Genomic DNA, 26,228 nt, shown 5'->3' on the forward strand with positions numbered 1-26,228 from the left:
CCTACAGCGCCAGATACGCTTCCCGCACCGCCGGGTCTGCGAGCAATTCCGCTCCGCTGCCCTCCTTCACGACCTGCCCGTTTTCCAGCACGTAGGCTCGGTGCGCGAGCTTGAGGCTCAGGCCCACGTTCTGCTCGACCAACAGGACGGTCACGCCCTCCTGGTTGACGGCCTTCAGCGCCTCGAACACGGTCTGGGTCATCAGCGGCGAGAGGCCCAGCGAGGGTTCGTCCACCACCAGCACTGAGGGACGGCTCATCAGCGCCCGGCCCACCGCGACCATCTGCTGCTCGCCGCCCGAGAGCGTTCCGGCAAGCTGCCCGGCCCGCTCGCTGAGGCGCGGGAACAGTTCGTAGACGTGCGCCAGCGTCTGCGCCTGCACCGCCCGCGCCTCCGGCCGCATCGCCGCGCCGAGTTCGAGGTTCTCGCGCACGGTCATCAGCGGGAACAGTTCGCGGCCTTCCGGGACGTGCCCCAGCCCCAGCCCCACGATCTGCGAGGGCGCCGAGCGCGTGATGTCCCGCCCGCCCAGCGTGATGCGCCCCGCCGAGGGCTTCACCACGCCGCTCACCGCCCGCAGCGTGGTCGTCTTGCCCGCTCCGTTCGCCCCGATCATGGCGACGAATTCGCCGGGAGCCACCCGCAGGCTCACGTCCCACAGCACCTGCACCTTGCCGTATCCGGCGGCGAGGTTCTCGATCACCAGTTCCTGGCCCTGGGTGCGGCTCGCGGCCGGATTCATCTGTGTCGCCGTCATGCGTGAAGTCCTTCCTCGGTGCCCAGGTATGCGGCAACCACCTGCGGGTTGGCCGTGACCTCGCGGTAGGTGCCCTCGGCGAGCACCTGTCCCTGGTCCATCACAACGACCCGGTCGGCCAGGTCGCGCACCACCGGCATGATGTGTTCGATGAACAGCACGCTGACCCCGCTGTCGCGCACGCTGCGGACGAGCCCCACGGCCTCCTGCGCCTCCCCCGGCCGCAGCCCGGCCATCACCTCGTCCAGCAGCAGCACGCGCGGCTGCGTCGCGAGGGCACGGGCGACCTCCAACCGCTTGTCTTGCAGCAGGGTCAGCTCGTGGGCCTCCTTGTCGGCGTGGGCGGCGAGGCCGGTGCGTTCCAGCAGGTCGTAAGCCCGCTCCCGCGCCTGCCCCAGCGTCACGCCGCGCTTGCCGAACAGCGCTCCCACCGTCACGTTCTCGTGCACGGTCATCTCGGGAAAGGGCCGCACGATCTGGAAGGCCCGCCCCAGCCCCGCGTGACACCGCGCTTCCATCGGCTCCTGCGTCACGTCGCGTCCCAGCAGGTGCAGCCGCCCGCTGCTGGGGCGGTAGACCCCCGACAGCAGATTCAGCAGCGTCGTCTTGCCCGCCCCGTTTGGCCCGATCACCGCCAGAATCTCGCCGTCGTACTGGCTGAAACTGACGTTCTGCACGGCGAGAAGGCCCCCGAACCGCTTGCTGAGGCCATCGGCCCGCAGCACCACGTCACCCTGGCCCACCGCTGAAGGCTGCACACCCACCGCCGTCATACGTCCCCCCCATGCTTGCCCCGCTTGAACAGGCCCATCAGCCCACGCGGCAGCCACAGGATGCTCAGCATCAGCACCAGCCCGTACACCACGAGGTAGCCGTTCTTGATGTAGGCGTGCAGGATTTCCTCGGCCACGCGCAGCACCGTCGCCCCCAGAATCGGCCCCAGGGTGGTGTACAGCCCCCCGAAAATCGAGGTGGTCAGCGGCGCGATGGAGTTGGCGAGGCTGAAGGTTTCCAGCGGGTTGATGAAAAAGGTCTTGCCCGCGTACAGCACCCCGCCCAGCGCGGCCAGGAACGACGAGATGAAAAAGGCCAGCAGCTTGTATTTCACGACGCTGACACCCAGCACCCGCGCCGTTTCCTCGCCCTGCCGAATGGCGGCGAAAGCGTGGTGCAGCCGCGAACGCCGGATGGCGAGGCTCACGAGCGCGGTGAACAGCAGGATGCCGAACGCGAGGAAGTACTGCGCCCGCGCATTCCCGCCCAGCAGCGCCGGGACGAGCAGCCCGTTTGCGCCTCCCGCCGTGGCTTCCGGCAGGTTCTGGATGATCGTCCGCACGACCTCAGTGAAGGCGAGCGTGGCGATGGCGAAGTACATTCCGCTCAGGCGCATGGTCACGGCGCCCAGAATCAGCGAGATCAGCCCGGCGATCAGCGCCGCGACCGGCATCGCCAGGAACCAGGGCATCACCTTGCTCAGTAGCGCGAAGCCGTAGGCCCCCAGCCCGTAAAAGGCGGCGTGCGCCAGGGAGACCTGTCCGCTCCGCGCCAGAATGTCCCACGACAGCGCCAGCACCCCGGCCACCAGCGTGAAGAAGGCGATCTGGAGCAGGTACTCGGCCCGTTCTCCCAGCGGCAGGAACGGGAACACCAGCGCCAGCAGGAAGAACAGGCCCAGCGGCAGCAGCGACCGCAGGGGCACGTCGGGGCGGCGGACCACGGCCCGGCCTCTATCCAATGCCTGACTCATTTCGCCCCCCGGTAGGAGCGGTAGACCAGCGTGGCGAAGATCAAGAGAAAGAACACCGCGTCACTCCAGCCGCCTCCGCCCGGCACGTAAGTCTGCACCAGCGCCTCCGACACGCCCAGCACCACCGACGCCCACAGCACGCCCGTCAGGTTGCCCAGCCCCGCCATCACGATGATGGCAAAGGCCTTGAGGGCGAAGACCAGGCCCACCGTGGGCGAGGCGAACAGCAGCACGGCGACCAGCACGCCCGCGATCGCCGCCAGCGCACAGCTCACCCCGAAGGCGATCAGGTACACCCGGTCCACGTTGATGCCGATGAGCTGCGAGCCCCGGCGGTTCTGCGCCACCGCCCGCATCTGACGGCCCAGGGTGGTGCGGTACAGCACCCCGTACAGCGCTCCCAGAATCAGCACCGCGAACCCGAACGCGATCGCTTTGGGACCGCCCACGCTAAGTTCCCCGATGGAGAGGCTGCTGCCCTGGTACCCGGTCGTCACCGTGCGGGTGTTGCCCCCCAGCCAGATCAGCGCGAGGTTTTGCAGCAGGATGCCCAGCCCGAAGGTCAGGAGCATCTGGTTGAGTTCGGGGGCCAGCAGCACGTGCCGGATGCTGACCCGGTAGGTCAGCGCCCCGACGCCGAAGACGGCGAGCGCGGCGAAGGGCAGCGAGATCAGGGGGTCCACGCCCAGGTAGGTGCTCAGCGCCCAGGCCAGAAAGGCCCCGATCATCAGGAACTCGCCGTGCGCGAAGTTCACGATGCCCACCACGCCGACCGCCAGCGCCAGCCCCGACGCGACGAGCGCGTAGATGCCGCTTTGCAGCAGGCCGTTGAGCAGGGTTTGTAAAAAGAGTTCCATGCGAGGCTCCGTAGGGGAGAAGGGTAGAGGAGGCAAAAGGGGAGCCGCCCCGGTGGTGGCGGGCGGCCCTGGCGGGGGAGTCGGTGGCCGGGCTCTAGGTCAGAGGGCCAACCACCGACCCCGTCAGGCTCACTTGCCCCAGACCGTCGTCTTCTTGGCGAACTTCAGCGGGTAGACGGGTGCGCGGTCGTCGCCGAGGTACTGGAAGCTCAGCCAGCTTCCGGCCTTGAAGCCCTGGTAGCGGGTCTTGTTGCTCTTGGTGAAGGTCAGCGGACCGAAGGGCGTCTGGGTGTTCGTCGCCGCGAGGGCAGCGGCCACCTTGTCCTTGTCGGTGCTGCCCGCCTTGTTGATGGCGGCGGCCAGCGTCTTGAGGTTCACGTAGGCCAGCGGCGCGAAGTATTCCTCGGTCACGTTGCCGAACTTCTTGCGGTAGGCGTTGACAAAAGCGCGGCTCTGGGCGTTCGGGCTGGTCGGGAGCCACAGGCTCAGGCCCGCCACGTTGTCGGCCAGTCGGTTTTTCTCGAAGCCGACGGGCCACGAGGGAGGCGTGCCGTAGATCAGGCCCACGTTCAGATTCTGCTGCTTGATCTCGGTCGCCAGCGGCAGGGCGTCGGTGTCGTAGCCCACCCAGTAGAAGATGTCGGGGCGGGCGGCCTTCGCCTTGGAGACGATCGGCCCGAAGTTGCCGCTGCCCGTCTTGAACTTCTCGGTCATCACGACGTTGAAGCCCGCCTTCTTGAAGGCCGCGACCGTGTCGCCTATCCCCGCCGACCCGAAGGGGCCGTCCTCGTAGGCGATGGCGATGTTGCGGGCCTTCTTCGTCACGCGCAGGTGCTTGAAGTAGTCCAGGATCGCTTCAAAGTTGTAGTAGGACCACGGGTGGTAGTGGAAGAAGTACTTGTGGTCCGCGAAGGCGTCCTCCACGGGCACCGCCGCCGCGCCGATCCAGGCCATGAAGGTGTTGTACTGCTTGGCCGGGCCGCTGATCGCGATGGAGGTGGCGCTGCTGACCCCGCCCACCATGAAGTCCACCTTCTCGACCGTCACCAGCTTGACGAACTCGGGCACGGCCTTGGCGGGGCTGCTGCCGTCGTCCGCGAATTCCAGTTCCAGGGGCCGCCCCAGCACGCCGCCCGCCTTGTTGATCTCCTCCAGCGCCAGCAGGTAGCCGTTGCGGGCCGCCTGCCCCGACACGCTGCCCGCCCCCGAGAGGGGAAGGAGTGCGCCCACCTTGACCGCGCCCGCGCCGGACAGCGCGAGCAGAACGCCCGTCAGAAGCATCTTTTTCATGTTCGTCTGGGAGTGTAGCTGGGCCGCGTCACGCCCGCGTTACAGCCGGGGAGCCGCCCGTGGGGGTGTGACCGCTCCGTAACGTTCCCCCCCTACCCTCGGAAGCGACATGCGACAAGGCGAGGACAGGGGGGGCGCGGCGTTCACGCTGGAGGTGGACGCCGCGCTTGGGGGGGTGAAGGTCCCGGTGCGGCTGGGCGGGCGCACCTGGGGCCAGCCCACGGAGGCGCGGGACAACGCCGTGCTGGTGTGCCACTACTACACCGGCACCGGGCAGGCGGCGGGCGAGGCGGAGGACGGCACGCCCGGCTGGTGGGCACCGCTGATCGGGCCGGGGCGGGCGGTGGACACGGACCGCTACTTCGTGGTGGCGCTGAACACGCCGTCCAATGTGCAGGTCCACGACCCGGCCGTCGTGACGACTGGCCCCGACACCCTGCACCCCGACGGTCAGCCGTGGGGCGGCCGCTTTCCGGCCTGGGACTTCGCCGACCTCCACGCCCTGCAACTGGAGGTGCTGCGTCAGCTCGGCCTGGAGCGCTGGCACGCGGTGATCGGTCCCAGCTTCGGGGGCATGCAGGCCCTCCAGTGGGCGGCCCGCACACCGGACCTCGCCCCGCGCGTGGCGGCGGTGGCGACCAGCCCGTGTGCGGGACCGGTCCTGCGCGACGCCTTCGGGCCGCTGCTGCGCGACGTGGCCCCGACCGGCGGGCTGGCGGGGGCGCTGCGCCTGATCTCCTTCTTCGGGATGGGGGCAGACGGGCTGGAGGCGGCCTTCCGGGACACCGACTTTGGGGCTTACCTGCGCTCGCGCTCGGGGACGGCCAGCCTCGCGCACATCCTCGACATCGCGCGGGTGGTGCAGACGCACGACCTGCACGCGGTCGCCCCCCGCCCCGAGCTGTTCACCCGCTGGCGGGACGCGGGCCTACGCCTGCTGACTGTGAACATCCGGGGCGACCAGTTCTTCCCCGCGCACGAGATGCGGGCTTTCGCGGAAGCGAGTCGGGCGGCGGGCGTGGCGCACACCCACTTCGAGTACGACTCGGCGTGGGGGCACCTGGGGTGCGTGCAGGACACCGCGCCCTTCGCGGGGCTGCTGCGTGGGCTGCTGGACGACACCCTGCCCGCCGCCGCGCCGCCTCCCGACCTCGCGGGCGCGGGGGAGGTGCCCCATGCCTGAGCGCGTGCTGGTCGCGCTGCACGGCAACTTCGCCTCCTCGGCTTGGTGGGTGGACCTGCTGGCCGCTCCGCCGGAAGGCTGGCGTGTCCTCGCCCCCGACCTCCCCGGCTTCGCGGGGACGACTCACGAGGGCGAGGTCGGCATCGCCGCCTACGCTGACTGGCTGGAAGGCTGGATGGAGGGTGAGGGCGTCACGCGTCCGGTGCTGCTGGGGCACTCGCTGGGGGGGGCGGTCGTGCTGGAAGCGGCGGCCCGTCGCCCCGACGCCTACGCCGGACTGATTCTGGCGGCGTCGGCTCCCCTGACTGGCCTGGTCACCCCCGAGGAGAATTACCCCGTGCTGGAGCTGCTACGCGGCAATGCGGGACTGCGGGAGATGAGCTTGGGGGCGCTCTTCCCATCGCGCCGGCCCGACAACTTCGCCACGCTGCTGGACCACGCGGGCCAGATGGCTCCCAGCCACTACAGCGGCAACGCCCGCGCCCTGGCCGCGTGGAGCGTGGAGCCGGGGCGCCTCGCCGGGCGGCCCGTGCTCGTGCTGGGGGGCGAGCTGGACGCGCTGGTCACGCCGGAGCTGGTGCGGGCACAAGCCGCCGCGCTGGGAACGGACGCGATGGTCTTGCCCGGCGTCGGCCACGGCTTTCCACAGGAAGACCCCGCCGCCTTCCGTGCCCTGCTGCAATCGTTCCTCGATACGCTGTCCTGAATTAGTCTGGAGCCGACATGAACAAGGTCTACCCGAGCGCGAGTGAAGCGCTGCAAGACATTGTGGCCGACGGCCAGACCGTCGCCGTGGGAGGCTTCGGCCTCTGCGGAATTCCCGAGCAACTCATCCTCGCGCTGCGCGACAGTGGGGCGAAGGACCTCACCGCCGTGAGCAACAACGCGGGTGTGGACGGCTGGGGCCTGGGGCTGCTGCTCCAGACCCGGCAGATTCGCAAGATGATCTCCTCCTACGTGGGCGAGAACAAGGAATTCGAGCGCCAGTACCTCGCCGGAGAGCTGGAGCTGGAGTTCACCCCCCAGGGCACCCTCGCCGAGCGGATGCGGGCCGGGGGCGCGGGCATTCCCGGCTTCTACACGAAGACCGGCGTGGGCACCGTCGTCGCGGATGGCAAGGAGCACAAGGACTTCGATGGCGAAACGTACATCCTCGAACGCGGCATCCGCGCCGACCTCGCGCTTGTCAAGGCGTGGAAGGCCGACCGGTCCGGGAACCTCGTGTACCGCAAGACCGCGCAGAACTTCAACCCGATGGCCGCAACCTGTGGCCGCGTGACCGTGGCCGAGGTGGAGGAGATCGTGGAGGTGGGCCAGCTCGATCCCGACGAGATCGACACCCCCGGCATCTACGTGCAGCGCGTGGTGCTGAACCCTGAGCCTGAAAAGCGCATTGAGCAGCGGACGGTGAGACAGTAATGCCCTGGACCCGAGACGAGATGGCGGCCCGCGCCGCCCGCGAACTGCAAGACGGCTACTACGTGAACCTCGGCATCGGCCTGCCCACTCTGGTCGCCAACCACATCCCCGAGGGCGTCTCCGTGATGCTGCAATCCGAAAACGGCCTGCTGGGGATCGGTCCCTTCCCGACCGAAGACGAGGTGGACCCCGACCTCATCAACGCGGGCAAGCAGACGGTGACGGCACTGCCGGGCGCGAGCTTTTTCTCCAGCGCCGATTCCTTCGCCATGATCCGGGGCGGGCACGTCAACCTCGCCATCCTGGGGGCGATGCAGGTGTCCGAGCGGGGCGACCTCGCCAACTGGATGATTCCCGGCAAGATGGTCAAGGGCATGGGCGGCGCGATGGACCTCGTGGCGGGCGTGCAGCGCGTGGTCGTGCTGATGGAACATGTCGCCAAGGGAGACGCGCACAAGATTCTCCCCGAGTGCACCCTGCCGCTCACCGGTCAGGGCGTGGTGGACCGCATCATCACCGACCTCGGCGTGCTAGACGTGACGCCGGAAGGATTGAAGCTGGTCGAACTCGCTCCCGGCGTGACGCTGGACGAACTGCGGGCGAAGACGGGCGCTCCGATTCACGGGTAGGGGAGACGGAGCTGGCCGGGCGCTTCTGCGGAGGCGTCCGGCCTTTGCCGATCTACGCTGGCCCCTGACCCGCCGACGCCTGAACCCGCGCCCGCACCGCCCCGTCCGGCTTGAGGGTTACGCCCGCGACGAGTCCAGTCGGCCCACCCCCCGGCACCTCCAGCCCGAAGTCGCGCAGCACCAGCGCCGCGATCAGCCCCGCCTCCATCAGCGCGAGGTGGTTGCCGATGCACATCCGCGCCCCCGCCCCGAAGGGCAGGAAGGCTTCCGGCGTGCGGCCTCCCTCCACCCAGCGCTCTGGCCGAAAAGCGTCGGGCTGCGGCCAGTACCGGGCGTTGCGCTGAATCAGGAAGATGTTCACGCTGACATTGCCGCCCTCCGGCACCTCCACCTCCGCCACCGTCACCGGGGCGGTCGCCTGCCGGGGGACCAGCCACGCCGGGGGGTAGAGGCGCAGCGTCTCCTGAAGGCAGGCGTTCAGCAGCGGCAGCTCACGCAGGTCAGCGGCAGTGGGGGTTCGGTCGCCCAGCGCTGCCCGCACCTCAGCCTGCACCCCGGCGCGAACCTCAGGATGGCGCGAGAGGCTCAGGAACAGGAAGGTCAGCAGCGTCGCGGTCGTCTCGTGCCCCGCCAGGAAGAGGGTCATCACCTCGTCGCGCAGCTCGGCGTCGGTCAGGCCGCCCCCGCCGTCCTCGTCCCGCGCGGCGAGCAGCATTCCCAGCAGGTCCCCGCCGCCCTCCCCGGAGGCCCGGCGCTCGCGGATGATGCGGTGCACGATGGCGTCCAGCGCTTCCCCCGCCGCTTGCTCGCGGCGGCGGGCGGGGGTGGGCAGGTCCCAGTCCACCAGCGAGCGGATGCGGGCCGAGGTGCGTTCCAGCAGTGGCGGCAGCTCGCGCTCCACCACTGCCAGCTCGCGGTCATCGAGCGCGGTGCCGAACAGCACGGCGGCCACCGCCCGCAGGGTCACGTGCAGCATCTCGGAGCCCACGTCCACCTCCGCGCCGGAGCGGGCCGCCGCCTCCAGCCGGGCCAGCAGCGGCGCCACCGCCCCCACGATGTCCCCGGCCATGCCCTCCAGCGCCGCGCGGTGAAAGGCGGGCTGCATCAGGCGGCGGTGCGAGCGCCACGTCTCGCCCTCGGCGGTCAGCAGGCCGCTGCCCAGGAAGGGCTCCATCTTCTGAATGCCGCGCCCCTTGCGGAAGCTCGCGGCCTTCGTGACCAGCACCTCGCGGGCGGCGGCAGGCTCGGCCACCACCAGCACCTCGTTCCGCCCGAAGCGAATGGGGAACACGTCCCCGTAGGCCGCCCGCGCGTGGCGCAGGAACCCCAGCGCGTCGCGCCGCAATTCAGGCAGGTGCCCCAGGACGGGGTGAGGCCGGGGACCAGCGGGCCGGGAGAGGGTGGCGGTCATGGGGGCAGTATGCGCCCGCACGCCGGGGCTGGCTGACAGAACCGGACGCACCGCTCCGCTTCCAAACGGCCGTTTGTTAGACTGCCGGGGCAGATGACCCAACCTGACACCCGCGCTCCGGCGCCCCCCACCCCGCAGGGAGCCTGGGCCGAGGCCCTTGCCCGCCTCGCCGCCGACCAGCAGCAGGTCCGCGCGGGCGGTGGCCCCAAGGCCCAGCAGCGTCAGCACGAGAAAAACCGCCTGACCGCCCGCGAACGTATCGCCCGCCTGGTGGACGAGGGCACGCCCTTTGACGAACTGATGACCTTCACCGGGTACGGCATGTACGAGGACGTGGGCGGCTGCCCCAGCGGGGGCACCGTCACGGGCATCGGCACCATCGCGGGCCGTCCCTGGATGATCATCGCCAACGACGCCACCGTGAAGGCGGGCGCGTTCTTCCCGATCACCGCCAAGAAGGTGATCCGGGCGCAGACGATCGCGCTGGAAAATGCCCTCCCCGTCGTCTACCTCGTGGACTCGGCGGGCGTGTACCTGCCCATGCAGGACGAGATTTTCCCCGATCAGGACGACTTCGGGCGGGTCTTCTACCTGAATGCCCGCATGAGTGCCCAGGGCATCCCGCAGATCGCCGCGATCATGGGCAACTGCGTGGCAGGCGGCGCGTACCTGCCCGTCATGTGCGACACGCTGATCATGACCGAGGGCTCGGGCCTCTACCTCGCCGGACCCGCGCTCGTGAAGGCGGCCATCGGGCAGGTCGTGGACTCCGAGGAGCTCGGTGGCGCGGACATGCACGCCTCGATAGCCGGAACGGTGGACTACAAGGAACCCGACGATGACGCGGCGCTCGCCCGCATCCGCGCCCTGGCCGACCTGTACGCGCAGGGCGACCCCGCCCCCTTTGCTCGCCGCCGCAAGGAGACGCTGCCCGCGCCCGAGCGCGACCTCACCGAGCTGGTGGGCTTCGACGGCTCCAAGACCTACGACGTGCGCGACCTGATCACGTCCATTGTGGACAGCGGCGAGTTCCACGAGTTCAAGCCCGAATACGGCGAAACCATCGTGTGCGGCTTTGCGCGGGTGGGCGGCTTCCCGGTGGGCTTTGTCGCCAACCAGCGCACCGTGATCAAGAAGAAGCTCAAGTCGGGCGGCGAACCCGGCCTGCGCACCCGCATCGAGGTCGGCGGCGTGATCTACGGCGACTCGGCGGACAAGGCGGCCCGCTTCATCCTCGACGCGAATCAGGCGGGGGTGCCGCTGGTGTTCCTCTCGGACGTGACCGGCTTCATGGTGGGCCGCGACTCCGAGCAGGAGGGCATCATCCGCCGGGGCGCGAAGCTGGTGAACGCGGTGTCCAACTCCGTCGTTCCCAAAATCACCATCATCACGGGCGGCTCGTTCGGGGCCGGGAACTACGCGATGAACGGCAAGGCCTATGCGCCCCGCTTCCTCTTCGCGTGGCCCAGCGCCAAGTACGCCGTGATGAGCGGCAACGCGGCGGCCAAGACGCTGCTCGACATCCAGCTCGCGGCCCTGAAGCGCTCCGGCCACCCCCCCGACGACGTGGAACTCCAGAAGCTCTACGACGAGGTCAAGGCCAAGTACGACACCGAACTCGACCCCCGCTACGCCGCCGCCCGTCTGTGGGTGGACGAGATCATTCCGCCGAACGACACCCGTAACCGATTGATCCGCGCTCTGGAAGCCTGCGCCCAGAATCCGGTGCAGGAAGAGTTCAAAGTGGGCGTGTTTCAGGTGTAGGGCGCTGGCGCGCCCGTCTAAGGGTCGAAAGGTCTAAGGGTCTAAGAAAGCCCTGACTGTACTTGACCCTGTGCCGCCCCGCTTCATGACGTCCCGCGCCCATTTTCCTTAGACCCTCTGACTCTTATACCCTTTGACCCGCCGGAGGCGACCCCATGACCAGCACCCTCGACCGCCCGACCAACCCCAACACCGCGCCCCTCAACGACGACCAGCGCACCATCGTCTCGGCGCTGGGGAGCTTCTTGAAGACCCGCGTGGAACCCGGCGCCGCCGAGCGCGACCAGACTGGCGAGTTTCCGTTCGAGATCGTGCGTGAACTGGGCGAGATGGGCATCATGGGCGCCCAGACGCCTGAGGAGTACGGCGGCTCGGGCCTCGACACGGCCACCTTCGCCATGATCATCGAGGAGATCGCGGCGGTGGACGGCTCGCTGTGCCTGACCGTCGCCTCGCACAACTCGCTGTGCCAGGGGCACATCCTGATCGGCGGGACCGAGGCGCAAAAGCAGAAGTTCCTGCCTGACCTCGCCTCCGCGAAGAAGCTGGGGGCCTGGGGCCTGACCGAACCCGGCAGCGGCTCGGACAGCGGCGGCATGGTGTCCAACGCCAAGGAGCAGCCCGACGGGTCGTGGATTCTCAACGGTTCCAAGAACTTCATCACCCAGGGCAGCGTGGGCGGTACCTACGTGATCCTGGCCCGCACCGACGCGCCGCGTCCCGGCAAGGGCAAGAACGACGGCATCTCGGCCTTCGTCTTCAACCGCGACGAGGTGCAGGGCTTTTCCATCGGGCGCAAGGAGGACAAGCTGGGCCTGCGCTCCAGCGACACCGCGCAGCTCATCTTCGAGGACATCCACCTCCCCGCCGATGCCCTGCTGGGCGAGCGTGGCAACGCCTTCAAGGACGTGATGAAGGTGCTCGACGGTGGCCGCGTGGGCATCGCCGCGATGGGCCTGGGCCTGGGCCGCGCCGCCTACGAGTACGCGGCCCGCTACACCGCCGGGCGCGAGCAGTTCGGCAAGCCGATCTCGCACAACCAGGACATCGCCTTCCGCCTCGCGGACATGGACACGAAGTTGGAAGCCGCCCGCCTCCTGATCCGCAAGGCCGCCGATCTCAAGGATGCGGGCATGACCTTCACCGTGCCCGTCGCCCGTGCCAAGCTGTTCGCCACGACGGTGGGCGTGGAAGCCTGCGACGAGGCGATTCAGATGCTGGGGGGCTACGGCTACATCAAGGAGTACCCGGTCGAGCGCTACTGGCGCGACAACCGCCTCACCCGCATCGGGGAGGGCACCGACGAGGTGCAGCGCCTCGTGATCAGCCGCGACGTGCTCAAGCGGTTCGCCGAGTAACGGCACCGTTCACCGGCCCCGGAAAGCGACTTCTCCGGGGCCTTGTCCATGAGGTGTTTTGCCGTCCCCGGTGAAGTTTTGCGCAATGGGGGCATCGTAAGCGGGGGCGCATCTGTCCCGGCCCCCGGCCTCTAGACTCTCTCCATGAAGGGCCTACGTGAATTCATCGACTGGCTGCGCGAGGCGCTGAAGGGAGCGCCGCAGCCCCAGCCGGTGCCCGTGCCGGTCCGCGTGCGTGACCGCCGCCGCTGACCCGTTTTCGACTTCCAGTGCCCACTTCCCTCGGGGGTGGGCACTTTGCTGCTCCGCTCGCCCCTCGGGGCGGCTCACTCCCCCACCATACCCCACCCGTCCGGGCGCGGCTGTGGTCTCCTCGCCTGACGGGGGCCGGGGGGGTGGCCTAGAGTGCAGGTGCCCGGAGGGGCCGATTTCCCCCTTCGGAGAACCGAGAACGAGGAGACCAGTATGCATATCTACCAGTTGTCCGGCCGGAACGTGGAGGTCACCGACGCGCTGCGCGAGTACGTGCAGGAGAAGTTGACGCGCCTGGACCGCTACAGCGACCAGATCACCGACGCGCGCGTGACCCTGACGGTCCGCGACGTGCGGGACGCCGGGCGGCGCAACCGCGTGGAAGTGCAGCTCAACGTGCCGGGCGGCATCGTCCGCGCCGAGGAACACCACGCCGACATGTACGCGGCCATCGACCGCGCCAGCGACGTGCTGGAGCGTCAACTGCGCAAGTTCAAGACCCGCTACATGAAGCACCGCCAGGACGCCCCGCCCCAGCCCGAGCCGGGCCTGGCCGAGGCGGACGTGGACGCGGGGCTCGACGACGTGACCGAGTTTCGCCCCGAGATCGTCCGCACCAAGCGCTTCGACGTGCGCCCCATGAGCCCCGAGGACGCCATCACCCAGATGGAGGCGCTGGGCCACGACTTCTACGTCTTCCGCAACATGGATTCGCAGGGCGTCGGCGTGGTCTACCGCCGCCGTGACGGACACTACGGGCTGATTGAACCGAGCTGAGCGGGAGCCCCTGGAGGGGGAGGGGAGCCTGCACAGCAGCGGCTCCCCTCCCCCTCCCCCTGTTCCGGCGGCAGGCCGGGGCATCTGCTAGGCTGGGGCGTTCATGATCGCGCACGTGGTCAACCCCGGAACCAGCAGCGTCAAGCTCGCGTGCGCGGCCATCTCGCCCAGCGACAATCCGGCCCTGCCGGGGCAACTGCGCCTGAGCCTGGAGCGCTCGGAGGTGCCCCTGGCCGCCGAGCACGATCCCCAAGCGCTGATGGCCGCCATTCTGGACGCCACGGCGGGCTGGCCTGCCCCCGACGCCGTGGTGGGGCGCGGCGGCTGGCTGGGCGCGGTGGCGGCGGGCACCTACCGGGTCACGCCGTCGCTGGCCGCCTACGCCGCCGAGCCGGGCCGCGACGGGCTGGGGGCGGCTCTGGCGCTGCGGCTGGGGCAGGCGCGGGGGGTGCCCGCCTACGTGGTGGACCCCCAGAGCGTCAACGAACTGCTTCCCGAAGCCCGCGAGACGGGGGTGCCCGGCGTGACCCGCGAGCCTCGCTTCCACGCCCTCAATGCCCGCGTGGTGGCCCGCCGCGCCGCCCATGAGGTCGGGCTGCGGCTGCAAGACGCGCGGGTGGTCGTCGCGCACCTGGGGGCCACCACCAGCGTGACCGCCTTTGACCGGGGCCGGGCGGTGGACACCACCGGAAGCGGGGCGGGCGGCGGCCCCATCGGGGCGATGCAGGCCGGACCCCTGCCCGCTCCCGCACTGCTGCGGCTGGCCGAGGGACACCGCCCGGACGAGGTGCTGACCCGGCTCGCGTCGGGCAGCGGCTTCCTGGCCCTGACGGGGAGCGCCAACCTGCGCGACCTCGAAGCCCGTGCCCAGGAAGACCCTGACGTGCAGGCGGCGGCCTCGGCGCTCGTGCATCAGGCGTGCAAGGCGGTGGGCGAGCAGTGTGGGGCGCTCTCCGCCCGGCCCGACGCGCTGGCGCTGACGGGTGGAGTGGCCCGCTGGGAGGCGGTCGTGGACCGGATTGAGCGCCGGTTGAGCTGGATCGCCCCCGTGATCGTGGTGCCCGGCGAACTGGAACTCGAAGCCCTTGCGGAGGGCGCGGGCCGGGTGCTGCTGGGCCTGGAGACGCCGCGCGAATGGACCCCACCCCACGCCGAGGCGCCTGCCTGAGATGGCCCGCCGACGTCCCCTCCGTTCAGCCCCCGAGCCCATCCGCGCCACGAGCATGTGGCGGGTGGATCAGGTGTTCCTGGCTCGCCGGGGCCAGCGCATCGAGGTGACCTGCTCGCTCGTCAACGACCGGGGCGGGCTGCGCAACCTGCGGGTAGTGGCACCCACCGACGATCCCGGAGACGCCCTGCGCCACGCCGCCCACTTCGTCGCCGGGCAGGGCAATGTCAGCACCGCCCGCGAGGTCCGGGTGCGCTGGACCCGCGAGCAGACCACCACCCTGCAAGACGAGTTGATCCGCGACCGCCTGCTGGAGGACGTGTTTGACGACGCCTTCGAAGAGACCTTGCAGGAGGTACGCGACCGAATGCGCTGAGGAAGGTGGGGGAGGGAGGGACACCTCTCGGGCGCCCATTCATCCATCAACGAAGAACCCCCACCGAAGTGGGGGCCATTCTCTCTGGTTGCAGGGACAGGATTTGAACCTGTGACCTCCGGGTTATGAGCCCGACGAGCTACCAGACTGCTCTACCCTGCGTCATCTGCCTCCTTCGGAACCTCGGTTCTTCCGGCGCTCAGGAATAGTAGCGCCGGACTTCCGAACTGTCAACACGTGTGGCAGGCCCGACCGTTCTCACCCGGCTCCGGCAGGTAGGCTGGCCGGGTGACGGGGAGCGGGGACATCCAGACGCGCAAACTGCGCCACCTCGACGCCTGCCTGCGCCCCGAGAGCCAGTACGCGGGGGTGTCCACTGGTCTCGCGAGGGTGCCGTGGCCGTACCGAGCACTGCCGGAGCTGGACCTGGGAGCGGTGGACCTGACCACCTCCTTCCTGGGACGTCCGCTGGCTGCGCCCGTCCTGATCGGTGCGATGACAGGCGGCGCCGAACGAGCGGGGACCATCAACCGCCACCTCGCGCAGGCGGCGGCGCGGCTGGGCCTGGGCATGATGCTGGGGTCGCAGCGGGTGATGCTGGAGCGGCCGGAGGCAGCGGTCAGCTTTCAGGTGCGGGACGTGGCGCCGGACATCCTGCTGGTCGGGAATCTGGGAGCGGCGCAGTTCGGGCTGGGCTACGGGGCGACCGAGGCGATCCGGGCCGTGCGCGAGGTGGGGGCCGACGCCCTCGCCATTCACCTCAACCCCTTGCAGGAGGCGATGCAGGCGGGGGGTGATACCCACTGGGCGGGGCTGGCGGACCGGCTGACGGAGGTGGTGCCTCAGTTGCCCTTCCCCGTCGTGCTCAAGGAGGTCGGGCACGGACTGGACGCGGCGACGATCCGGGCGGTGCGGGACGCCGGATTTGCCGCCTACGACGTGGCCGGGGCGGGGGGGACGAGCTGGGCGCGGGTCGAGCAGCTCGTGCGCTTCGGGGAGGTGCGTTCGCCGGAGCTGTGCGAGCTAGGGGTGCCCACCGCACGGGCATTGCGGGAGGCCCGGCGGGAGGCTCCCGGCACGCCGCTGATCGCGTCCGGCGGCATCCGCAGCGGCCTAGACGCGGCCCGCGCCCTCGCGCTGGGGGCACAGGTCGTGGCGGTGGCCCGGCCCCTGCTGGAGCCCGCGCTGGAAAGCGCGGAGGCGGCGGAGGCGTGGCTGGCAGGCTTCATCCACGAATTGCGGGTCGCCCTGTTCGTGGGAGGGTATAGCAGCGTGGAGGCGGCGCGGGGGGCGGCGGTGTCCCTGGACTGACCCTTAGGGCGCGGCCCGGCGCTCCACCCGCGCTCCGACCCCGGTCAGCACCTCGTACTCGACCGTCCCCCCCCAGGCCGCCACGTCCGAGACGGTGATCTCGCCCGCGCCCCAGACCTCCACCCAGTCGCCCACCCGCACGGGCAGCCCGGTCACATCCACCATCATCTGGTCCATGCAGATGCGCCCCAGCACCGGGCGGCGCTCGCCCGCGACGAGGACCTCGGCCTGCCCGGTGGCGTTCCGGGGGTAGCCGTCCGCGTAGCCCACGCCGACGGTCGCCACGGTGGTGTCGCGGGCTGCCCGCCACAGGCCGCCGTAGCTCACGCTCTCACCGGGCTGGACGGGGTGAATGTGGGTCACCCGTGCCCGCAGGGTCATCACCGGGGTCAGCGGCGCCCGGTCGCGCAGGTGCGCGGGGGCGTAGCCGTAGGCGGCGAGGCCGGGCCGGGCCAGCCCCATACCGGGCAGCGGGCCGAAACTCAGCACCCCGCCCCCGTTCGCGGCGTGCGCGAGGACCGGGGGCAGCGCCGCCAGCACCGACCCGAACAGCGCAAGTTGCCGGTGCGCGAAGGAGAGGTCCGGCTCGTCGGCGGTGGCGAAGTGGGTGTAGACGCCCTCCAGCAGCCCCCGCTCGGCGAGGCGGCGGCCGATTTCCACCGCCTCCTCGGGCCTCGCACCCAGGCGGTTCATGCCGGTATCCACCTTGAGGTGGGCGCGGGCATGGGCGGGCAGGGCCTCGGCTTCGGCGAGCGAGGCGACGGGCAGGCGCACGCCGAGGTCCGCGAGGGGCCGGACCTCCTCCGGGGTGGGGGGAGTCAGCAGCAGGATGGGCTTGCCAGGGGCGAGGGCGGCCAGCGCGGCGGCCTCCTGCGGCACCGCGACCGCGAAGCCCCACACGTCGGGGTGCCGGGCGGCGAGGGCCGCGACCTCGGCCAGCCCGTGCCCGTAGGCGTTCGCCTTGACGGGCAGCAGCAGCGGCACCCCCGCCCGCCGCGCGAGGGCCGTGAGGTTGCCCGCGAGGGCGGACTCGGACATCAGGGCCACGGCGCGGGACTGCATCGCCGCGCATGCTAGAGCATCGGTCTGCGGGGGTTTCGCGGGTGGGCAGGTGTGGGAGCGCAGGTCCGTCCCCGTTCCGGCTTTCCGCCCCGCCCCCGGCCCTTTATCCTGCCTTCATGCCCCGTCCCCCCACGGCCGCCCTCCTGCTGTCCGCCCTGCTCCTCGCCGTGCCCGCTGCCGCCCAGACCACCTCCACCCCAGCCTCCCCCACACCCGCCGCGCCGAGTGCGGCCGGGGGCATCCTCCCGCTGGTGTCGGTGGGCGAGCGCTGGCCGCAGGCACAGGAAACCTACGTGATCCGGGTCGCGCCGGGGGACGCCGGGAAACCGCTGGGACTGGAAGCCTACAGCCCCGGCTTCAACCTCGCGGACTACGTGGACGGGCGGCGGGGGGCGGGCTACTTTGGGGACGAGTTGTACAAGAAAAATGAGCCGTTCGAGACCACCTTTACCCTGACGGGTCCGGGCGGCACGGTCGCCGAGCGGCGCTACGCGGCGGGGCGCGAGCACACCTGGGACAGCCTCTACGCGGGGGGGTTGCCCGCCGGGACCTACACGCTGCGGGTGAGCAGCCGGGGCGACGGCAAGAACTCGTTCGCGCTGCGGGTGGCCGAGCCGTTCAGTCTGGAGACGAGCGACTTTTCGGTCAACGCCCGCGACACCGAGCAGACGCCGCTGCTCGCCGCGCGGCTCACCGTGCCGCCTGCCTGGGTGGGGCAGACCCTCAGCCTGCTGAACTACGACGTGGACGGGGCGCAGGAGGCCGAAACCTGGGTGGTGCAGCCCGGCGGGGCGCGGGTGAACCTGACCACCAGCGCCAACGGGCAGGCCGCGACCGACCGCTTCCCGATCACGCCGGAACTGGTGGGCGAGTGGCAGGTGTATATCCGGGTCCTGCCGACCACCAAGCAGTATTCCAACGCGGTGCGCTACTCCTTCCGGCTGGGGGAAAATGCCGTCCCCGCCCGCGTGGGGGGCTTCGCGCCGCCGACCGGGGCGCGGCTGGACAACCAGCTCCTCGTGGAGGTCGTGGACCCGCAGGGCCGGGCGATTCCGGGGGCGGGCTATACCCTGATCGGGGAGCGGGTGGTGCGGCCCAGCCTGCCGCCGGGCTACCTGCCGGTGGGGGGCAGCATCGTGCAGGGGACCGGGAACATCGTCTCGCCCACCGAGATCCGTTACCAGCCGGGCTTCACCAAGGTGCGCTTCGTGGCCCGCCCGCCGGAAGGCCAGCTCGCGGTGGAGGCGGTCGCGGTGTACGGGGACCAGCGCATTCCCCTCAGCGGCGTGGCCTTCGAGGTCGCGGGGCAGACGCTGACCGCCCCGGCCACCCTGCCCCTCGCTCCAGGCGAGTACCCGGTCAAGCCGGGCACCCTGGCGGGCAGCACGGTCACGGCGCCCCCTCCCGGCCGGGTCGCGGACGGCGGCACCGCGCGGGTGACCCTGGAATACGTGGTGCGGACCGAGTTGACGCTGGTCACCGCCCCCGACATCCTGAATGCCTGCGACGTGACCCAGCTCACCGCGACCCTCAAGACCGACTTTCCCCAGCGCCTGCCCGCCCGCGTGCGCCTGAACCTGCCGACCGGGTGGGCCAGCGACTACCCGCTGGAGGTGCCCGGCGAGGTGGGGGGCGGGCAGCCCCTGCGCCTCAAGGTCCCGGTGCGGGTGTGCCGCACCGACACGGCGGAGGCGGTCGCCGAGCCGCTGGACCTGCGGGCGACCGGGCAGGCCCGCGTCCGCAATCCCGGCGGGGCCAACGTGACGCGCACGGTGCAGGGCGGCGGCCGGGCCACCCTCACCAAAAGCGTGGACGTGGCGCCTCAGGGCTACGCCGTCACCCTGGCCCTCACGGTGGACCGCACCCTGGAGAACGTGCGCCTGATCGACCCCCTGCCCGTGGCGGAGGGGGGTACCTCGGCGGTGCGCGGGCCGCTCACCGTGCAGGGACCCAGCCTCGCGGGGGTGAATGCCCGCGCCGAGGGCGACAGCATCCTGCTCGCGCGGGTGATTCCGGGCACCTACACGGTGAGCTACACCCTGCTCACCGACCAGCCCGCCGACGCGGTGGTGACGGCGCCCGACCTCGCCTGGTAAGGGGCCGCAGCGTGGGGAGGGGGAGGTCGCTCACCCCGCCGGGACCCACTTTGGGTTAAGCTGGACTCATGAAACGCACGTGGTTCCTGGCTCCTGCCCTGGCTGCCCTGACAGCCTGCGGCACGCTGGGCACGCCCCCCGCTCCCACCACGGGGGACCTGCTGGGGGCGCCCACGTCGCTGCAGCTCGGCCCCCAGCGCCTGAGGGTCGAGGCCGCCCCGCAGCTCGGCGGGGACACGCTGCGGGTGCGCGTGCGGGTGCAGGGACAGCGCGGTGCCGAGGCCCTGCCGCCCCTCGCCGTGACGGGCGTGTACGTCGTGACCCGCGAGGGGGTCTGGTCCGCTCCCGCCGCACGGGCCAGCCGTCAGGGCTGCGGCGAGCGCCCCTGCCTCCAGACCAGCGGGAGCGGGGCGGCGGGCCGGTTGGCAGCGGGCGAGGGCGTGCAGGTCGTGGTCAGCCTGGAAGACCCGCGGGGCCGCGTGCTGTGGCTGCGGGATGCCCGCGTCACCATTCGGGACGAGTAACAGCGATCAACGCAGAGGGGCGAGGTGGAGTTCCCATCCTCGCCCTTTCGCTCCGCGCTTGCCCTACACCCCTACTCCGGCTCCCTCTGCCGTCACCACCCCGTCGCGGACCCGCAGGGTGTGGTCGGCCAACGCCGCCACGTCGCGGTCGTGGGTGATCAGGACGACGGTGCGGCCTTCGCGGGCGGGAGCGGTCAGGAGTTCGAGCACCCGCTCGCCCGTGCGCGTGTCGAGGTTCCCGGTCGGTTCGTCGGCGAGCAGCACGTCGGGGTCGTTCGCCAGGGCGCGGGCGAGGGCGACCCGCTGCGCCTCCCCGCCCGACAGTTGCGACGGCAGGTGTGAGGCGCGGCCCGCCAGCCCCACCCGGTCGAGCAAGGCCCGCGCCCGGTCTCGCCGCTCGCGGAGGGGTACACCCGCCAGCGTGAGTGGGAACTCGACGTTCTCCAGCGCCGTCAGGATGGACACGAGGTTGTGGTTCTGGAACACGAAGCCGTAGTGCGTCAGCCGGAAGTCGGCCCGCCCCGCCTCGGGCAGCGCGTGCAGATCGGTGCCGTTCACGACCACCCGCCCGCTGGTCGGCGTATCGAAGCCCGCCAGCAGGTTGAGCAGGGTGCTCTTGCCGCTGCCCGACGGCCCCACCACCGCCGTCAGGCCCGGCGCGAAGGTGTGGGTGAAGGGGGCGAGGGCGGTCACCTGTCCCTCGCCGCTGGGGTAGACCCGCGAGAGATTCTCGACCTGTAGGGTGCCCATCAGACCCTCCCCAGCGCTTCGGTGATGTTCAGGCGGCTGGCGCTGCGGGCCGGAAGCAGTCCCGAGAGCAGCCCCAGCAGCAGGCTGATGGCGAGCGCGAGCAGGGTCAGCCGGGGCGTCAGGGCCGCCGCGTCGATCCCGGCGAGGTCCTGGGTGTAGAGGTTCACGCCCCAGATGCCCACCAGTCCCAGCAGCAGCCCCCCCAGGCCGCCCGCCAGCGAGAGCAGCAGCGACTCGGCCATTACCAGCCCCCGCACGAAGCCCGGCCGCGCCCCGATGGCCCGCAGGGTGCCGAACTCGCGGGTGCGCTCGAAGACGCCCATCATCACCGTGTTCGCCACCGCCAGCCCGCCCACGATCAGGGCGATCAGGCTGATGCCGAATCTCACGGCGTCGCTGATCCGCAGCGCCCGGTCCACGAACGACACGAAGTCCGACTGCGTCTGTGCCTCCACGTCCAGCCGCGCGGCGACCGTGTCGGCGACCGCGCGGGCCTGCCGGGGGTCATTCAGCTTCAGGGCGACCATCGAGACGCGGCCCTCGGCGCCCTCCGCCGCCTGAAGGGTCCCGATGGGCAGAAAGATCAGCGAGTCCACCAGCCCCGACTCGGGCGCGAGCACGCCGACCACCTTCACCCGGCTGCGGCGGTTGAGGTTGAGGGTGCTGCCCAGCCCCAGGTTCAGGTTCTCGGCGGTCTTCGACCCGATGACCGCCACCGCCCCGTCCTCGTCGGCCCCGGTCAGGGCGCGGCCCTGGGTCACCCGCGTGTTGGGGAAGATGTTGGTCATCCCCCCGGCAGCGGGCACCCCGTACAGCACCGCGCTCTGGGTCACGTCGAGGCTGCCGCGCACCGTGACCACCACCGGCGTCACCGCCGTGATGCCCAGCTCGTCCGAGAGGCCGCGAATCTGTCCCACCACGTCCTGCGGCAGGTTGGGCGAGGGCGCGAAGCCCTGCGAAAATCCGCTGAGGCTGACCTGCACGTCGGGGCCGATGCCGCCCAGCTCGGCGGTAAACACCTTGCGGATGCCCTCGCCCAGCGACAGGAACACCACCATGCTGGCGACCGCCACGGTGATGCCCAGCGCGGTCAGCAGGGTCCGCACCGGGCGGCGGGTCAGGCCGCGCCACGCCAGGGTCCATAAGTCTTTGCCGTTCATCGGGAGACAGGCTACGCCGCTGGGCCAGGGGAGAGGGCGGGAAGGGCTGCGATGTGTGGGCGGGTGCGTTTCCGATGTTGGGGTGGGGGGGTTTGGCGGTTGGTGGGCTGAGCATCTTGATCCGCCTTGCCCCCACCCCCAGCCCCTCCCCCCAGACTCGTAGAGCTGCGCAGCAGAGGGGGCCACGTCTCCGCCGCGCGGGGCGGCCCGCGCGTTGCCGCTGACTTATTCAGCGCGTCTGATACTGGGTGGAGGGGAGCAGCGCTGCGCTAGGCAAAGGTCGTCCCTTCAGGCTTCGGCGTTGCTCGCCCAGCCCCCGTTTCCCCCTCCACGCCATCCTCTGCTGCGCAGCTTTGCAAGTCCCGCCCGAGTGAAAGGCCTCGGCGCTACCCAAGCCGAACGGCTCGTCTGCCTGGAAAGTGAACTCGCAAGGCGGGGACGTTGAGACCGGCTGACACAGGGAAAAGAGGGCTTTCGCAAGAGCAGGTCAGTGTCTACTCCTCCCCCCTTGCGGGGGACTTGCAAAGCTGCGCAGCAGAGGCTGGGACTCGTAGAGCTGCGCCGCAGAGGGGGGTGGCGGGCGAAGCTCGCCCTCATCCCAGACCAGAGAAACCATCCTGCATGCCTCGCCCACGCGCCTTATCCGCCCCGCCCCTTTGTCTGCTCGCCCAACTCCTCACCTCTGGCCCCTACGCTGCCCCCATGCCCCGCCCCATCCCCCTCCTCGCCCTCCTGCTCGCCGCCCAGGCGGGTGCCCAGACCCTCCTCCCGCTCGACTCCCGCCCGGCGACCCGTGTCCTGCCCGCCCTGATCGCCGGACTGCGCGGCGGCGACGTGCGGGTGCCCCCCGCCGAGCTGCTGGGCACGGCGGCATGGGGAGCCGACCCGGCCGCCCTGACCGCGTGGCTGGAGGCCCAGCCCACCGGGGTGCCGCTGGTGGTGGCCCTGGATGCCCTGGCCTACGGGGGCCTGGTGCAGTCGCGCACCAGCCCGCTGACGGCGGCGCAGGCGCTGGCCCGCCTGGAACCCCTGCGGACGTGGACCGCGCGAACCGGGAGCCCGGTCTACGCCTTTATCACCCTGCCGCGCGAGCCGGACGCGACCGACCGGGGGCGCAACCTCGCCGTGGTGCGCGGGGTGATGCGCTGGGCGGGCGAGGGGGTCTTCCGCGAGTTGCACGTTACCTGGGACGACGCCCTGCCCGGCAGCCCCGCCCCGGCCGAGGGTGCGGCGCTGGCGCAGGAGGCCCCGGCCAATGTCCGCGTCTACCCCGGCGCCGACGAGGTGCTGAGCCTGCTGGTGGCGCGTGCCCTCGCCCCGGCGGGGCGGACCGTGCGGGTGGAGTACAGCGATCCCGTGAAGGCCGAGGGGATCATCCGCTACGAGGGTATTCCGCTGACCCAGAGTGTGCTTAACCATGCCGAAGCAGGCGGCTTCCGGGTCGTGGAGGGGGACCGCGCAGACCTCACCCTCTACGTCTACAACGGTGGCGATCCCCGCCGGGCGGCGCTGCGGGTGAGTGCCCTGCTGCGCCGGGGGCCGGTGGCGGTGGCGGACGTGGCGCAGGTCAACCTGGGAAACGTGCGGCTGTGGCGCGACCTCGCCACCCTGCGCCAGCACGCGAATCTGCGTTCGCTCGCGGCCTGGGGCACGCCGGGCAACAACGTCGGCACGGCGCTCGCCCACGCCCGCCTGAGCCTGGAGGGAGCCGACCCCATCCGGCAGGACGCGCTGCTGGCCCGCGAATACGCCAATGACGTGATCTACAGCGCCGAGGTGCGGGCGGCTCTCAGAAAAGCTGTTCCCGAGGCCGAGCTGAATACGCCTGCCGGGCAGGCGCGGCTGCTGGAGATCGCCCGCGAATATTTCCCGCTGCGGGTCGGCCTGACCTACACGCTGGAGGACGCCGCACTGCCCTGGGGCCGCTCCTTCGAGTGGGACTTCCGGCTGGAGGGGCGGTAGCCTGGGGTGATGCTCGCCCTCCCGGTCGCTGGAGTGGTCCTCTTTCTGTTGGCCGGAGGACTGATTCTGCTGGGCGTGACCTTCCTCGTGCCGCGCCGCTCATGGCCGTGGCTGCTGCCCATCGGCTGCCCCGTCCTCGCGCTGTGGCCGCTGGCACTCGCGGCGCTGCCCGAATGAGGCGTGGGCTTCTGCTCGGCGGGGTGGCCCTGCTGAGCGTGGCCTTCGCGGTCTGGGGCTTCGCGGGGTCGTCGTTCTCCACGGGGGCCGCCGTCGCGGGGGCGCTGGGAGCCGCATTGCTGGGGCTGGCCGTCTTCTTCCGTGTGCGGCGAGGGGCGACGGGCTGGGGCGTGACAGCCGTCGTGGGAACCCAGTTTCTCTACCTCGCCCTGTGGACCCTCGGGGGGCTGCTGTTGGCAGGACCGCCGCGGGAATTGCCGCGTTTCGCGTCGCTCTCTGGACTGGCCTTGGAAGACGTTCAAGGCCGTTGGACACGGGAGGACGGGCGGGCCTATGAACTGCGGGGAACATTCCTCTGCCCGGTACGGCAGCCGGGCCGACCCTACGCCGTGGCGCCCACCGGTCCCTGCCTACGACTTATGCCCGAGCATCGGGGCTTCTCCCTGCTGCTGGACGATGTCACCCTGCCCCTGCGGACCTCCCGCCGCTGGGGACGCGAAGAGATGGACGCGGGCATGTTCGGTCTGACCTTTTCCCGCTCCATCCCGAACCGCTGAGCACTAGGCCGTGGCCGCCTCGGCCTTCTCCCGGCCCCCCACGCTCAGCAGCAGCGCGGCCCCAACCACGAGCGCCGCGCCCACCAGCGCGACCGCCGAGAGCCTCTCCCCGAACAGGGCAGCGGCGAGGCCCGCCGCCACGACGGGTTCCAGGCTGGCGATCACACTGGCGCGGGTGGCGGGCAGGTGTTTCAATCCCGCGCTGTAGGCGAGGTAGGCGAAATAGGTGCTCAGCACCGCGATTCCCGCGAGGCTGGCCCACGCCGCAGGTGTCTTGGCGCTGAACTCCACGAAGGGCAGCAGCCCCAGCGCCCCCACGGGGAGGGCGACGGCGTACAGGGCCGTGGGAGCGTAGCGTCCGAAAAACGCCTTGCCGTACAGGTAGTACAGGCTATAGGTCAGTCCCGAGAGCAGCCCCCAGCCCAGCGCTGCCCCGGTCACGGTCACGCCCTCGCCCCCGCCCAGGCTGATCAGGGCGATGCCCCCCAGCGTGCCCGCGACGGCCAGCGCCTCCCGCCCGCCCAGCCGCTCGCGCAGCAGGCCCCAGCCCAGCAGCGCGACAAAGGCGGGCGCGGTGTACAGCAGCACCGAGGCGAGGCTGGCCCCACCGGTCCGCACGGCGAGCTGGTAGGCCCCGTAGAACACGCTGACCCCGACGAGGCCGAACACGGCCGTCACTCCCAGGTCGCGGCCACGCGGCAACGTGGCGCGGGTCAGCCCAGCATGCAGGGCGAAGAGGCCGCCTCCCAGCGCGGCCCGCCAGAAGGCGACCTCCAGCGCCCCCACGCCCGCCCCCTGAGCACCTTTCCCCAGAATCCCCAGCAGGCCCCACAGCACGGCGGCGGTCAGGATCAGCCCGGCGGGGGAGGGCCTCACGCCGGGGTCCGCCGCGAGCGCAGGGTCGCCACGATCACCGCGAGCAGGCCCAGCCCGCCCAGCGCCGCCAGCGTCAGGGCGCGGGTGTCGCGGGCGCGGCCCACTGGGGCCAGGGTGCCCCGCGTGAAGGGAGTCACGTCGCCCGCCGGGGCCAGCACGTCCACCGGAACGGGAGCCCCCGCGCGGCCCGCTTGCAGCACCGCCGGACCGGGGGCAGTGACCGGGCGCAGCACCCCGGCCGGGGTCAGGGGCGAGTACACGCTGGAGGTGACCCAGTAGGCGTAGTGCCCCGGCGGCACCGCCGCGTCCACGATCAACCGGTTGCCCTCCAGCCGCACGGTGGGGTCTTCCAGGGGCGTGGGGTCGTCCCCGGCTTCCGCGACCCGCGTGAGCTGACTCCCGAAGCCCGTCACCCGCAGGTGGTAGGTCCAGCCCTGGCGCCCGGTGCTCAGCCGCAGGTCGGCCAGTTCGCGCTCGCCGCCCACGCTGCCCCCCACGAAGATGTCGGTCACGTTGGCCGAGAAGCCGGAGGGTGATCGCCAGGGATTCCCGATGGCCTCCAGCCCCACCGTGAAGCGCATCCCGTCCCCACGGGCTTCGGCCTGAAAGGAGCGCAGGTCGAGGGCCGCCTCGGGCACGGCGGGGCGCCGGGGCAGCACGTAGCCCCCGTCCCCCCGCGCGTCCCCCGCCGGGTCGGGAACGGAAAGCAGCGTCCCCGTGAGCAGGGTGGCCGTCAGCAGCGTGAGCACGGGCGCCAGCATAGCT

Annotated in this window: 26 protein-coding genes and 1 tRNA gene; 15 read left to right on the top strand and 12 right to left on the bottom strand. The window is 71.1% G+C overall.

The window, feature by feature from the left end:
- Window position 1: 1 nt before the first annotated feature.
- The 5 genes from C3K08_RS04645 to C3K08_RS04665 form a co-directional block, all read right to left on the bottom strand.
- Window positions 2-757 carry an ABC transporter ATP-binding protein gene (locus tag C3K08_RS04645; RefSeq protein WP_234009166.1) on the bottom strand — a complete coding sequence of 252 codons (756 nt, stop codon included), beginning with the start codon at window positions 755-757 and terminating at the stop codon, window positions 2-4.
- Window positions 754-1,530: an ABC transporter ATP-binding protein gene (locus tag C3K08_RS04650; protein ID WP_199776996.1), complete on the bottom strand. Its 777-nt coding sequence runs from the start codon at window positions 1,528-1,530 to the stop codon at window positions 754-756. The genes C3K08_RS04645 and C3K08_RS04650 overlap by 4 nt, the downstream gene beginning before the upstream one ends.
- Entirely contained in the window at window positions 1,527-2,504 is a 978-nt protein-coding gene (locus C3K08_RS04655; protein ID WP_104990239.1) for a branched-chain amino acid ABC transporter permease, read from the bottom strand. Before C3K08_RS04655 ends, C3K08_RS04650 begins: the two co-directional genes overlap by 4 nt.
- Window positions 2,501-3,361, bottom strand: coding sequence for a branched-chain amino acid ABC transporter permease (locus C3K08_RS04660; protein WP_104990240.1), 861 nt, complete (start codon window positions 3,359-3,361; stop codon window positions 2,501-2,503). Before C3K08_RS04660 ends, C3K08_RS04655 begins: the two co-directional genes overlap by 4 nt.
- A 129-nt stretch (window positions 3,362-3,490) precedes the next feature.
- Window positions 3,491-4,651, bottom strand: coding sequence for an amino acid ABC transporter substrate-binding protein (locus C3K08_RS04665; RefSeq protein ID WP_104990241.1), 1,161 nt, complete (start codon window positions 4,649-4,651; stop codon window positions 3,491-3,493).
- A 109-nt stretch (window positions 4,652-4,760) separates the two neighbouring features.
- Here C3K08_RS04665 and C3K08_RS04670 point away from each other — a divergent pair, with 109 nt between their 5' ends.
- The 4 genes from C3K08_RS04670 to C3K08_RS04685 are packed head-to-tail and all read left to right on the top strand — an operon-like array spanning window position 4,761 to window position 7,882.
- Entirely contained in the window at window positions 4,761-5,834 is a 1,074-nt protein-coding gene (locus C3K08_RS04670) for an alpha/beta fold hydrolase (RefSeq protein WP_104990242.1), read from the top strand.
- Window positions 5,827-6,540, top strand: coding sequence for an alpha/beta fold hydrolase (locus C3K08_RS04675; RefSeq protein ID WP_104990243.1), 714 nt, complete (start codon window positions 5,827-5,829; stop codon window positions 6,538-6,540). Before C3K08_RS04670 ends, C3K08_RS04675 begins: the two co-directional genes overlap by 8 nt.
- A gap of 17 nt (window positions 6,541-6,557) precedes the next feature.
- Complete coding sequence (locus C3K08_RS04680; RefSeq protein WP_104990244.1) at window positions 6,558-7,253, top strand: CoA transferase subunit A; 696 nt, start codon at window positions 6,558-6,560, stop codon at window positions 7,251-7,253.
- Window positions 7,253-7,882 (top strand): CoA transferase subunit B, encoded by a 630-nt coding sequence (locus C3K08_RS04685; RefSeq protein ID WP_104990245.1) that lies wholly within the window; start codon window positions 7,253-7,255, stop codon window positions 7,880-7,882. Before C3K08_RS04680 ends, C3K08_RS04685 begins: the two co-directional genes overlap by 1 nt.
- Window positions 7,883-7,934: 52 nt before the next feature.
- Here the strand turns inward: C3K08_RS04685 and C3K08_RS04690 are convergent, their stop codons facing one another.
- A complete protein-coding gene (locus tag C3K08_RS04690) occupies window positions 7,935-9,293 on the bottom strand; it encodes a cytochrome P450 (protein WP_104990246.1) in 1,359 nt (452 codons plus the stop codon).
- A 93-nt stretch (window positions 9,294-9,386) separates the two neighbouring features.
- On the opposite strand from C3K08_RS04690, the gene C3K08_RS04695 reads away from it, so the two are divergent.
- The 5 genes from C3K08_RS04695 to C3K08_RS04715 all read left to right on the top strand — a co-directional run bounded on the left by C3K08_RS04695 (window position 9,387) and on the right by C3K08_RS04715 (window position 14,988).
- On the top strand, window positions 9,387-11,057 hold the full coding sequence (locus tag C3K08_RS04695) for an acyl-CoA carboxylase subunit beta (protein WP_104990247.1): 1,671 nt from the start codon (window positions 9,387-9,389) through the stop codon (window positions 11,055-11,057).
- 155 nt (window positions 11,058-11,212) lie between these two features.
- Window positions 11,213-12,415: an acyl-CoA dehydrogenase family protein gene (locus tag C3K08_RS04700; protein ID WP_104990248.1), complete on the top strand. Its 1,203-nt coding sequence runs from the start codon at window positions 11,213-11,215 to the stop codon at window positions 12,413-12,415.
- 465 nt (window positions 12,416-12,880) lie between these two features.
- The gene (gene hpf / locus C3K08_RS04705) at window positions 12,881-13,444 is read left to right on the top strand and encodes a ribosome hibernation-promoting factor, HPF/YfiA family (protein WP_104990249.1); all 564 of its coding nucleotides are present in this window, start codon (window positions 12,881-12,883) and stop codon (window positions 13,442-13,444) included.
- A gap of 103 nt (window positions 13,445-13,547) precedes the next feature.
- Window positions 13,548-14,612, top strand: coding sequence for a butyrate kinase (locus tag C3K08_RS04710; RefSeq protein ID WP_104990250.1), 1,065 nt, complete (start codon window positions 13,548-13,550; stop codon window positions 14,610-14,612).
- Between the two features lies 1 nt (window position 14,613).
- Window positions 14,614-14,988: a hypothetical protein gene (locus C3K08_RS04715; RefSeq protein WP_104990251.1), complete on the top strand. Its 375-nt coding sequence runs from the start codon at window positions 14,614-14,616 to the stop codon at window positions 14,986-14,988.
- A gap of 85 nt (window positions 14,989-15,073) precedes the next feature.
- Here the strand turns inward: C3K08_RS04715 and C3K08_RS04720 are convergent.
- Window positions 15,074-15,150: transfer RNA gene (locus C3K08_RS04720), tRNA-Met, on the bottom strand.
- Window positions 15,151-15,276: 126 nt separating this feature from the next.
- On the opposite strand from C3K08_RS04720, the gene fni reads away from it, so the two are divergent.
- Window positions 15,277-16,299, top strand: coding sequence for a type 2 isopentenyl-diphosphate Delta-isomerase (fni, locus tag C3K08_RS04725; protein ID WP_199776997.1), 1,023 nt, complete (start codon window positions 15,277-15,279; stop codon window positions 16,297-16,299).
- Window positions 16,300-16,302: 3 nt separating this feature from the next.
- Here fni and alr read toward each other — a convergent pair whose 3' ends face one another.
- Window positions 16,303-17,361, bottom strand: a complete 1,059-nt coding sequence (alr, locus tag C3K08_RS04730; RefSeq protein ID WP_104990252.1) for an alanine racemase — start codon at window positions 17,359-17,361, stop codon at window positions 16,303-16,305.
- Window positions 17,362-17,477: 116 nt separating this feature from the next.
- On the opposite strand from alr, the gene C3K08_RS04735 reads away from it, so the two are divergent.
- Both C3K08_RS04735 and C3K08_RS04740 read left to right on the top strand, forming a co-directional pair.
- The gene (locus C3K08_RS04735) at window positions 17,478-19,457 is read left to right on the top strand and encodes a hypothetical protein (protein WP_104990253.1); all 1,980 of its coding nucleotides are present in this window, start codon (window positions 17,478-17,480) and stop codon (window positions 19,455-19,457) included.
- A gap of 68 nt (window positions 19,458-19,525) precedes the next feature.
- On the top strand, window positions 19,526-19,981 hold the full coding sequence (locus tag C3K08_RS04740; protein WP_104990254.1) for a hypothetical protein: 456 nt from the start codon (window positions 19,526-19,528) through the stop codon (window positions 19,979-19,981).
- Between the two features lie 63 nt (window positions 19,982-20,044).
- Here the strand turns inward: C3K08_RS04740 and C3K08_RS04745 are convergent, their stop codons facing one another.
- A complete protein-coding gene (locus tag C3K08_RS04745; protein ID WP_104990255.1) occupies window positions 20,045-20,731 on the bottom strand; it encodes an ABC transporter ATP-binding protein in 687 nt (228 codons plus the stop codon).
- A complete protein-coding gene (locus C3K08_RS04750; protein ID WP_104990256.1) occupies window positions 20,731-21,891 on the bottom strand; it encodes an ABC transporter permease in 1,161 nt (386 codons plus the stop codon). Before C3K08_RS04750 ends, C3K08_RS04745 begins: the two co-directional genes overlap by 1 nt.
- Before the next feature lie 702 nt (window positions 21,892-22,593).
- On the opposite strand from C3K08_RS04750, the gene C3K08_RS04755 reads away from it, so the two are divergent.
- The 3 genes from C3K08_RS04755 to C3K08_RS04760 are packed head-to-tail and all read left to right on the top strand — an operon-like array spanning window position 22,594 to window position 24,587.
- Entirely contained in the window at window positions 22,594-23,853 is a 1,260-nt protein-coding gene (locus tag C3K08_RS04755; RefSeq protein WP_104990257.1) for a DUF4127 family protein, read from the top strand.
- 9 nt (window positions 23,854-23,862) lie between these two features.
- Window positions 23,863-24,030: a hypothetical protein gene (locus C3K08_RS17845; protein WP_158679849.1), complete on the top strand. Its 168-nt coding sequence runs from the start codon at window positions 23,863-23,865 to the stop codon at window positions 24,028-24,030.
- On the top strand, window positions 24,027-24,587 hold the full coding sequence (locus C3K08_RS04760) for a hypothetical protein (RefSeq protein WP_158679850.1): 561 nt from the start codon (window positions 24,027-24,029) through the stop codon (window positions 24,585-24,587). The genes C3K08_RS17845 and C3K08_RS04760 overlap by 4 nt, the downstream gene beginning before the upstream one ends.
- Before the next feature lie 3 nt (window positions 24,588-24,590).
- Here the strand turns inward: C3K08_RS04760 and C3K08_RS04765 are convergent, their stop codons facing one another.
- Both C3K08_RS04765 and C3K08_RS04770 read right to left on the bottom strand, forming a co-directional pair.
- Entirely contained in the window at window positions 24,591-25,463 is an 873-nt protein-coding gene (locus C3K08_RS04765) for a DMT family transporter (RefSeq protein WP_104990259.1), read from the bottom strand.
- A complete protein-coding gene (locus tag C3K08_RS04770; RefSeq protein ID WP_234009167.1) occupies window positions 25,460-26,212 on the bottom strand; it encodes a glucodextranase DOMON-like domain-containing protein in 753 nt (250 codons plus the stop codon). Before C3K08_RS04770 ends, C3K08_RS04765 begins: the two co-directional genes overlap by 4 nt.
- Window positions 26,213-26,228 lie beyond the last annotated feature (16 nt).

Origin of the sequence: Deinococcus sp. NW-56 (genome assembly GCF_002953415.1) — a bacterium.
Classification (GTDB): domain Bacteria; phylum Deinococcota; class Deinococci; order Deinococcales; family Deinococcaceae; genus Deinococcus.